At 75.2% G+C, this 8,333-nt stretch carries 6 protein-coding genes and 1 pseudogene; 5 read left to right on the forward strand and 2 right to left on the reverse strand.

The features are described from left to right. Positions 1-116 precede the first annotated feature (116 nt). The 3 genes from ACZ5WK_RS17760 to ACZ5WK_RS17770 all read left to right on the forward strand — a co-directional run bounded on the left by ACZ5WK_RS17760 (position 117) and on the right by ACZ5WK_RS17770 (position 3,426). Complete coding sequence (locus ACZ5WK_RS17760) at positions 117-968, forward strand: hypothetical protein (RefSeq protein ID WP_465548343.1); 852 nt, start codon at positions 117-119, stop codon at positions 966-968. 178 nt (positions 969-1,146) lie between these two features. After that, positions 1,147-2,190, forward strand: coding sequence for a (2Fe-2S)-binding protein (locus ACZ5WK_RS17765; RefSeq protein WP_465548344.1), 1,044 nt, complete (start codon positions 1,147-1,149; stop codon positions 2,188-2,190). A gap of 201 nt (positions 2,191-2,391) precedes the next feature. Beyond that, positions 2,392-3,426 (forward strand): DUF2637 domain-containing protein, encoded by a 1,035-nt coding sequence (locus tag ACZ5WK_RS17770; protein ID WP_465548345.1) that lies wholly within the window; start codon positions 2,392-2,394, stop codon positions 3,424-3,426. A gap of 52 nt (positions 3,427-3,478) precedes the next feature. Here the strand turns inward: ACZ5WK_RS17770 and ACZ5WK_RS17775 are convergent, their stop codons facing one another. Together ACZ5WK_RS17775 and ACZ5WK_RS17780 are read right to left on the reverse strand one after the other, a co-directional pair. Further along, positions 3,479-5,638, reverse strand: a complete 2,160-nt coding sequence (locus tag ACZ5WK_RS17775; RefSeq protein ID WP_465548346.1) for an ATP-binding SpoIIE family protein phosphatase — start codon at positions 5,636-5,638, stop codon at positions 3,479-3,481. A 415-nt stretch (positions 5,639-6,053) separates the two neighbouring features. Beyond that, the gene (locus ACZ5WK_RS17780; RefSeq protein WP_465548347.1) at positions 6,054-6,482 is read right to left on the reverse strand and encodes an ATP-binding protein; all 429 of its coding nucleotides are present in this window, start codon (positions 6,480-6,482) and stop codon (positions 6,054-6,056) included. A 623-nt stretch (positions 6,483-7,105) separates the two neighbouring features. Here ACZ5WK_RS17780 and ureA point away from each other — a divergent pair. Both ureA and ACZ5WK_RS17790 read left to right on the forward strand, forming a co-directional pair. Then, positions 7,106-7,816 (forward strand): urease subunit gamma, encoded by a 711-nt coding sequence (gene ureA / locus ACZ5WK_RS17785; protein WP_465548348.1) that lies wholly within the window; start codon positions 7,106-7,108, stop codon positions 7,814-7,816. A 70-nt stretch (positions 7,817-7,886) separates the two neighbouring features. Next, positions 7,887-8,333: pseudogene (locus ACZ5WK_RS17790) on the forward strand (urease subunit alpha); the annotation flags it as partial.

An 8,333-nucleotide genomic window follows, 5' to 3' on the forward strand; every position in this document is an offset into this window, starting at 1 on the left:
ACCTACGCTCGTGATCTGGTGCACAAGCTCACCCCCGTGTTGAATTGCCGCCACAGCGCGGGCCTTGGGGGGTAGAGGCCCGTGCCCTGCTGGATGGCGCACACAAGGAGGTGGCGTTGTCGGAGCACGGATGGGGCCCGAGCGGCCGGGACGGGCGGGACGGGCGCGGGCGGGCGGCGCCCCAGGAGCCGGGGGACACCGTGTGGCGGCTGCGGTCCCGGGCGTGCTGGCAGGAGGCCGCGGAGCTGTTACGCCCGGCCGCCGAACGCGACCCGACGGCCGCACTCGGCCGGGCCGAACTCCTCATCGAACAATGTCTGTTCACCGCCGCCCACTGGACCCAGGCGGAGCAGGCGCTGCGCCTGGCCGAGGCCGTGGTCACCACGACCGAGCAGCGCGCGGCCGCCGCCTGCGCCCGCGGGTTCCTGGCGTACGTCGCCAGCGTGCTCGGCGCGCGCGACCGGCTCGACGAGGCCCAGGCGGCGCTCGGCCGCACCTCGGCGCTGCTCCCGCCGGACGCGCCCGGGCGCCCGCTGCTGGACTTCCGCCGCGGCCTGGTCGCGGAGAACCTGCTGCGTGACCGGACGGCGGCCTGGATCGCCTACCGCCGGGCACACGAGGGCGCGGGCGAGCGCGGGGACGAGCTCCTGCGCTCCTACACCTGGCGTCACCTGGCGGCGCTGGCCCAGGCCGCCGGGGACCACGACCGGGCCCGGGAGGGGTTCGACGCCTCGCTGCGGCTGCGCGAGCAGCTCGGTTTCACGGTGGGTGTGGCGCCGGCGCTGGCGGCGCTGGCCGAGGTCTCCGAGCCGGGCGAGGCGGCCCGGATGCGGGCCGAGGCGACCAGGCTGGTGCAGGCGCTCGGTGGTGTACCGGTGTGGCTCGCGCGCCAGCTGAGCGCGGCGCGCACGCCGGGTGCTCCCCCGGAGGGAGGCATCGGGCGGGAACCGCAGGGAACTATCAGCTAAGGTGAGCCTAACCTGGCCGGGGCGAGCAGTGCCCCGGCCGGGTTCGCCTTGCCGTTCCCGGGCCCCGCCAGGCCCCGGCCGGCCGGGCCCGGCCATGGACGCGCCCGCCGGCGTCGCACCGGCCGGGACGGTCCGGACGGTCCCGCACGGGCTCCGGTCGACCCGATGGGGCCGCACCATGACCGCGAACAGCACCGCCCCCTGCACCACGCCCGCCGCCCCCGGTGCCCGGGCCGTCCCCGCCGCCGCGCTGCCGCCACAGCCCTGTGCCGCGAGCTACCGACGGCTCGGCGAGCTGTTCCCCGCCCTGCGGGTGCACTGCGCACCGCCGCACACCGGCGACGGCTGGCTCGCCGGCGCCGAGCTGCTCGCGGGCCCGGAGGCGTTGCGCGAACTGATCGCCCACGACGCCCGGCAGGGCCTGACCCAGTACGGGCAGCCGCTGCGCCCCGACGTCGCGGCCGGTTTCGCCCTGCACCGCTTCACCTGGCCGGCCGCGCTGCTGTTCACCCTGCCCTGGTTCCTGGAGCGCCGGGTGCCGCTGCTCACCCCCGGGGACGTCTCGGTCCGCCGCTCCACCGGCGAGCTGACGGCGCGCCCCGGCGCCTTCGCCTGCCTGCCCGACGACCCGGCGGCAGGCCTGCCCGGCGCCCGTACGGTGGCGGACGAACCGGCGCTGGCCGCCGAACTGCGGGTGGCGCTGGCCGGGTTCCTGACGCCGGTCCTGGCGGCGTTCCGCCCGGAGGTGCGGCGCGGGCCGCGCACGCTCTGGGCGATGGCGACGGACGCGGTGGTGGAGGGCCTCTGGTACGTCGGCGGGCTGCTGGGCGAGGAGGAGCGCGCCCGCGCCGAACTGACCGGGCTGCTCACGCCCGGGACGGCGGAGACGGCGGCCGTGGCGGAGACGGCGGCGACGACGGCCGCGGCGGAGACGCCTGGGACGCCCGGGAGCCTCGGGACGCCCGGGAGCCTCGGGACCTCCGGGAGCCTCGGGACCTCCGGGGCGGCCGAGCTGCCGGCGCCGCCGGCGTGCACGCCGGGCGCATCCGTCTCGCCGTTCACGCCGGGCGCGGGCTTCACCCCGGCGGCCCCCTGCACGCCCGCCGACCCCGGCCCTGCCGCCCGGGCCGCCGCCGAGCGCGCCCGGGCCAGCTGCTGCCTCGTTTACACCGTCCAGCCCGAGGCGATGTGCGGCGGCTGTCCCCGCGTCACGCGAAGTTGACCGAATTCCTCTCGGGGCGCCCCCCGTCGAGCCCGGAATTCCGGGAAAGAGCCATCTCAAATTAGTACGACAATGCGACTTCTCCCACGTCAGAAATCCCTCTCCCCAGCGCATTGACGCCAAATCAGTCATTCACCGGCCGCACATCCGCCATGATGGTCCCCGCCATCACGACGCAGGAGAGCGAGGCTGGTCCAGGCGATGAAATTGTCCGATATACCGCTCGGTTGGGCCGTCACCGGCGTGGCGGTTCTGCTGGTCACCGCCCTGCTGGTGGCCCTGGCCCGGAACCGGGGATCCGCCGCCGGACCGGGCGGCGCGGATTCCTGGGAGCGTTCCGAGGAACGCCGCCGCCGCAAGGAATCCCTGTACGGCGGGGCCTCGTACACGCTGCTGTTCTGCTGTGCCGCCGTCGCGGCCGCACTCTCCTTCCACGGCCTGGTCGGATTCGGGGTGCAGAACCTCAACCTCTCCGGAGGCTGGGAGTACCTCGTCCCGTTCGGCCTGGACGGCGCGGCGATGTTCTGCTCCGTCCTCGCCGTCCGCGAGGCCAGCCACGGCGATGCCGCGCTCGGCTCGCGGCTGCTGGTCTGGCTCTTCGCCGGCGCCTCGGCGTGGTTCAACTGGGTGCACGCCCCGCGCGGCTTCGGCCACGCCGGCGCACCCCAGTTCTTCGCGGGGATGTCGCTCTCGGCCGCCGTGCTGTTCGACCGGGCGCTCAAACAGACCCGCCGGGCCGCCCTGCGCGAGCAGGGGCTCGTCCCCCGCCCGCTGCCGCAGATCAGGATCGTCCGCTGGCTGCGCGCCCCGCGCGAGACCTACGCGGCCTGGTCGCTGATGCTGCTGGAGGGCGTGCGCAGCCTGGACGAGGCGGTCGACGAGGTCCGCGAGGACAAGCGGGAGCAGCTCGCGGAGAGGGAGCGCCGCAAGCTGGCCGGCCGCCGCGAACGGGCCGAGATCCGGGCCATCAACCGCACCAACAGCGTCTGGCGCCCGCGCGGTGCGGCCCGGCAGCTGGAGTCCGGCCAGGAGTCCGCCATAGCCGGCGCGCCCTCGCTGGAACGGCCCGCCGTCGAAGCGGCGGCACCCGGCGAGGGTGCGGCCGTCCAGTCGGGCCTGCCGGCCCGTCCGGAGCGGCGCACGGTCGACCTCACGATGGAGGAGGACACCGTCGCGCTGCCCCGGCTGGACTCGCTGGAGCGCAAGCTGAAGGACCTGGAGCAGCAGTTCGGCTGAGGCGGGTCGTCCGTGAGGCTGCGGCCGTGGCCGTGAGCTCGGACCTCGTCCGCTAGGCCGCGGGCGTGGCGGTGAGCTCGAACCACATCCGCTTGCCCGAGCCGCGCGGCTCCACGCCCCAGCCGTCCGCCAGCGCCTCGACCAGCATCAGCCCGCGCCCGGAGGAGGCCTGCTCCCCCGGTGTCCGGCGGGTGGGCCAGAGGTCGGACTCGTCCTCCACCTCGACCCGCAGCCGGGCCCGGCCGCCGTCGCCCACCGGCTCCCGGTAGAGCCGGGCGGTGAACATCGCGTCCCGGTCGGTGTGCCGGATCGCGTTGGTGACCAGCTCGGAGACGAGCAGCTCGGCGGTGTCCACCAGCTCCGCCACGCCCCAGCGGCGCAGCGCGTCGCGCAGCTCGGCCCGCACCTCGGAGATCCGGGCGAGGTCGGCCTGGCCGATCCGGCGGCGCAGCTGCTGGGCGGCCAGGCCGCCCTCCGGACCGTCCCAGCGCAGGAGCAGCAGCGCTATGTCGTCCTCGCGCTCGCTGTCGTCGGCGGCCTGGGAGGCGATCCGGTCGGCCAGGCTCTCCAGCGGGTCGCGTGCCTCGGCGGCGCGGTCGGCCAGCGGGCCGGCGAGCACCGCGTTGAGCCGGGCGATGCCGTCGTCGAGGTCCATGCCGCGCGCCTCGACCAGACCGTCGGTGCAGAGCAGCACCGTCTCGCCCGGGTCCAGGCTGAAGCGGGTGACGCGGTACTCCTCGTCGGGGGCGATGCCCAGCGGCAAACCGCCGGCGACCGGGACGACGGAGGCGGTGCCGTCGGCCCGGCGGACCATCGGGTCGAGGTGGCCGGCCCGGACCGCGTACACCACGCCGTAGTCGACGTTCACCTCGGCGTAGGTGCAGGTGGCGAAGTGGTCGGTGTCCAGGTCGGCCAGGAAGCGGGAGGCGCGGGCCATCACCGCGGCCGGCGGGTGCCCCTCGGCGGCGTACGCGCGCAGCGCGATCCGCAGCTGGCCCATGATCCCGGCGGCGTGCACGTCGTGCCCCTGGACGTCGCCGATCACCAGCCCGACGTGCCCGCCGGGCAGCGGAACGACGTCGTACCAGTCCCCGCCGATCTGCAGGCCGGACCCGGCCGCCAGGTAGCGGACGGCGGTGGTGACGCCGGGCACGGACGGCACGGTGCGCGGCAGCATCACCCGCTGGAGGCCGGCCGCCAGCTCGTGCTCGGCGTCGTGCAGCCGGGCCCGCGCCAGTGACTGGGCGACCAGGCCGCCGAGGGTGGAGAGCAGGGTGCGCTCGTCGGCGTCCAGCTCGCGGTCGTCGTCGAAGCTGACGACGCAGACGCCGATCGCCCGGCCGCTGGCCACCAGCGGCAGGAAGGCCCAGGAGCTGCGGCCGGTCCGGCTGGTCGGCTCCCAGACCTCGGCGTAGCGCTCGCGGTACTCGTCGCGGCTGGCGATGATCACGGGGGCGCGGTTGCGCAGCGCCTCGGCGGCCGGGTGGGCGGCGGGCAGCACCGAGCGGTCCCAGACGGCGAGCTCGTCCGGCCGGTAGCCGGAGGCACCGAGGATCTGCACCCGGCCTGCCTCGAAGGAGGCCAGCACGAGGCCGTCCGGCGGCAGGCCGGGCAGCGGCAGCTCCGTGAAGACCCGGGCGACGTCGCGGACGGTGACGGCCTCGGAGAGCGCGCGGGCGGCCTCCTTGATGAACCGCGAGCGCTCCTCGCGGAGCAGTGCCATCCGGTCGGCGCGGTCGCGCTTGTGCAGCTCGACGGTGGCGTCCCAGACGAAGCCGACCATCCGGGAGGCACGGCCGAAGGCGTCCGCGAGGACGCGGCCGCGGAACCGGACCGCCCGCATCGCCCCGTTCGGCCCGACCGTGCGGTAGTAGGCGCCGCACTGGCCCAGCTCGGCCACCGCGCGCTCGACCCGGCGGCGCACCACGGGGGCGTCCTCGGGGTGCAGCAGGGCCAGGAAGGACGCGGAGGTGCGGTCGAAGCGGGTCTTGTCCCCCGCGTCCAGGCCGACGATCGTGCAGGCCCGCTGGTCGCCCTCCAGGACGTCGCGGCGGATGTCCCAGTCGAAGGAGCCGATGCCGTTGGCGGCCATCGCGGGCTCCAGCCAGTCCGGCGTGGAGTCTCCCGAGGCGACCGGCAGGCCGCCGGAGAGCATCGGCGCCAGCCGCCCGGCCGCCAGCCCCGGTGCGGTCCGCAGCGCATGCCGGCGCACTGCCTGGGCTGGTGGTCTCGCCCGCCCCGACCCGGCCGTGGACTGGCCGGGAGGAAGCGCCGGCCCCTGGGACTCGGGCTCAGTGGGCATGCTGCTCCTGCCGCTGCCGTGACGGACCGCGCCGACCGTTCGGGCGGGCCGCGTGGCGGTGTGATGGGTGGTGCTGGATAAGGCCGTGCGACGGGCGGTGGTCAGTCGAGGTGAGGTCTCCCCGCTGCTTCCCGCACGTGGACACACATTCCCACCATCCTGGCCAATGTTCGGCCGAGCGGCAATGGCAACGGGCCGGAAATCTTCCTCCAGACCTTCGGCCCACGGTTCCGTTCGATGGCGAACGACGCATTTCCCCCGGCCTCCGCGGCACGCCCCGCCGAGGGGGACGGGCGGGCCGGGGAAGCGGACCGGGCGGGCCGGATCAGGGCGAGGCCAGCTCGAACCAGGTCACCTTGCCATCCCCGCGCAGCTGCACCCCCCAGGCGTCGGCCAGGGCCTCGACCAGCACCAGTCCGCGCCCCGAGGTGGCGTACTCGGCCTCCGGGTCGCGGCGGCGGCCGGGCAGCCGGCCGGCGCCGTCCTGGACCTCGATCCGCAGCCGCAGGTCGGCGGTGAGCACCGCGTCGAAGACCGCGCCCTGGCCGGTGTGCAGCAGCGCGTTGGTGACCAGCTCGGACGAGAGCAGCTCGGCCGTGTCGGCCAGCTCGGGCACCCCCCAGTGGCGGAGCGCGGAGCGCAGCCGGTGCCGGACGGCGCCGACCGCGACCAGGTCGGCCGCGTCGACCGCCAGGTGGAGCCGCCGGTGCAGCGCGCAGTCGGGTGCCGGGGTGCCGGGCTGTGCCTGATCCACCGCGCCGGTGACCCCCGGCCCGCCGCTGATCCCCGGCCCCCCGTTGGCTCCCGGACCGCCCGGCTTGCCGCCCTGGGGCCTGGGCCGGAATGCGTCCCCCGAACTCGTCCGCTGCCGCGGGAATCGCGACTGACCGTCCATCAACACATGCCCCCGCCCTCAATCCGGCCACCCGGTGCCGGATCCCCCGCAGGCCGGGCGGCCCCTCGTTCTGACCACCATCCTCATGCCCAGCTTTCGGCCTTTGCAACAGTGTGCGTCCGATCACCCGTGGTGAAAGGGGCACGGGGCGGTCCGCGTGATCCAACTGCCGACGCCGGACAGGTTTGCGAAGCGTACGGGCGGTTTGCGACGACTTCCGGCCACCGTCCGGCACCTGCGCGCCCGGCGCACCCCGGCCCGCACTCCGGCCCTTGCACTGGCCGGGCACCGGCACCGCAGCGGCACCCACCCGGCCCCGCGACACCCCGCGGACCCGATGGCGGCGCCCGGCGAGCCGAACATCCGGGAAGCGGCAACGCTGGACAGGGCGGCCGGGTCCGGGTTCAATGGCCCGAGATGTTTGAACGCCGTTCTAACTTCATTCCCCTCCCACCCTCCCCGGCGACCGCGAGCGAGGAACCGTGCGACTGACCCCCACCGAGCGGGACCGGCTGCTGATCTTCACAGCAGCCGAGCTGGCCCGTGCCCGCCGCGCCCGAGGCGTACGCCTCAACATTCCCGAGGCGCACGCCCTGATCGCGGACACCGTCTGCGAGGCCGCCCGCGACGGCAAGCGCCTCGCGGAGGCCATCGAGGCCGGCCGCTCCGTCCTCACCGCCGCCGACGTGCTGCCCGGGGTCCCCGACGTGGTCACCGTGGTCCAGGTCGAGGCGGTCTTCGACGACGGCACCCGCCTCGCCGTCGTCAACGACCCCTTCAAGGGCGCCGGCTCGCTCGGCGACGAGGCCCCCGGCGGCGCCCTGATCGGTGACGGCGCCGGCTACGACCCGGTCGAGGAGACGGTCGTGGTGCTCGTCCACAACACCTCCGCGGTGCCGATCTCGGTCACCTCGCACTTCCACTTCTTCGAGGCCAACCCGCGTCTCGCCTTCGACCGCGCCGCCGCCTACGGCACCCACCTCGCGGTGCCGGCCGGCTCCTCGGTGCGCTTCGACCCGGGCGCCACCGTCGAGGTCGGCCTGGTGCCGATCGGCGGCGAACGGGTCGCCATCGGATTCGCCGGCCTGGTGGACGGCCCGCTGGACGCGCCCGGCGCCAAGGAGGCCGCGCTGGCCAAGGCCCGCGCGACCGGCTACCTGACCAGCTTCGACGACGCGGAGGTCGAGTCGTGAGCGAGCAGAGGAAGCAATCGAACAGTGCCGCCACGCGGGCGTGGTCCGGCGACCGAAGCGAGGCCCGAGCATGACCGCGATCACTCCCCACGACTACATCGCCGTGCACGGCCCCCGGGCCGGGGACCGGATCCGGCTGGGCGACTCCGGCCTGATCGTCCGGGTGGAGTCCGACTCGCAGGCGCCCGGGGACGAGTTCCTGGCCGGCTTCGGCAAGACCGCCCGCGACGGGATGCACCTCAAGCCCGCCGCCGTCCGCGACACCTGCGACGTGGTGATCAGCAACGTGCTGGTGATCGACGCGGTGCTCGGCATCCGGAAGACCAGTATCGGTATCCGTGAGGGCCGGATCGCCTCGATCGGGCGGGCCGGCAACCCGGACACCCTGGACGGCGTGGACGTGGTGGTCGGGACGGGCACGACGATCGTCTCCGGCGAGGGCATGATCGCCACCGCCGGCGCCATCGACACCCACGTCCACCTGCTCTCCCCGCGGATCATGGAGGCCTCCCTCGCC

The sequence above is a fragment of the Kitasatospora sp. NPDC032757 genome (assembly GCF_055579305.1).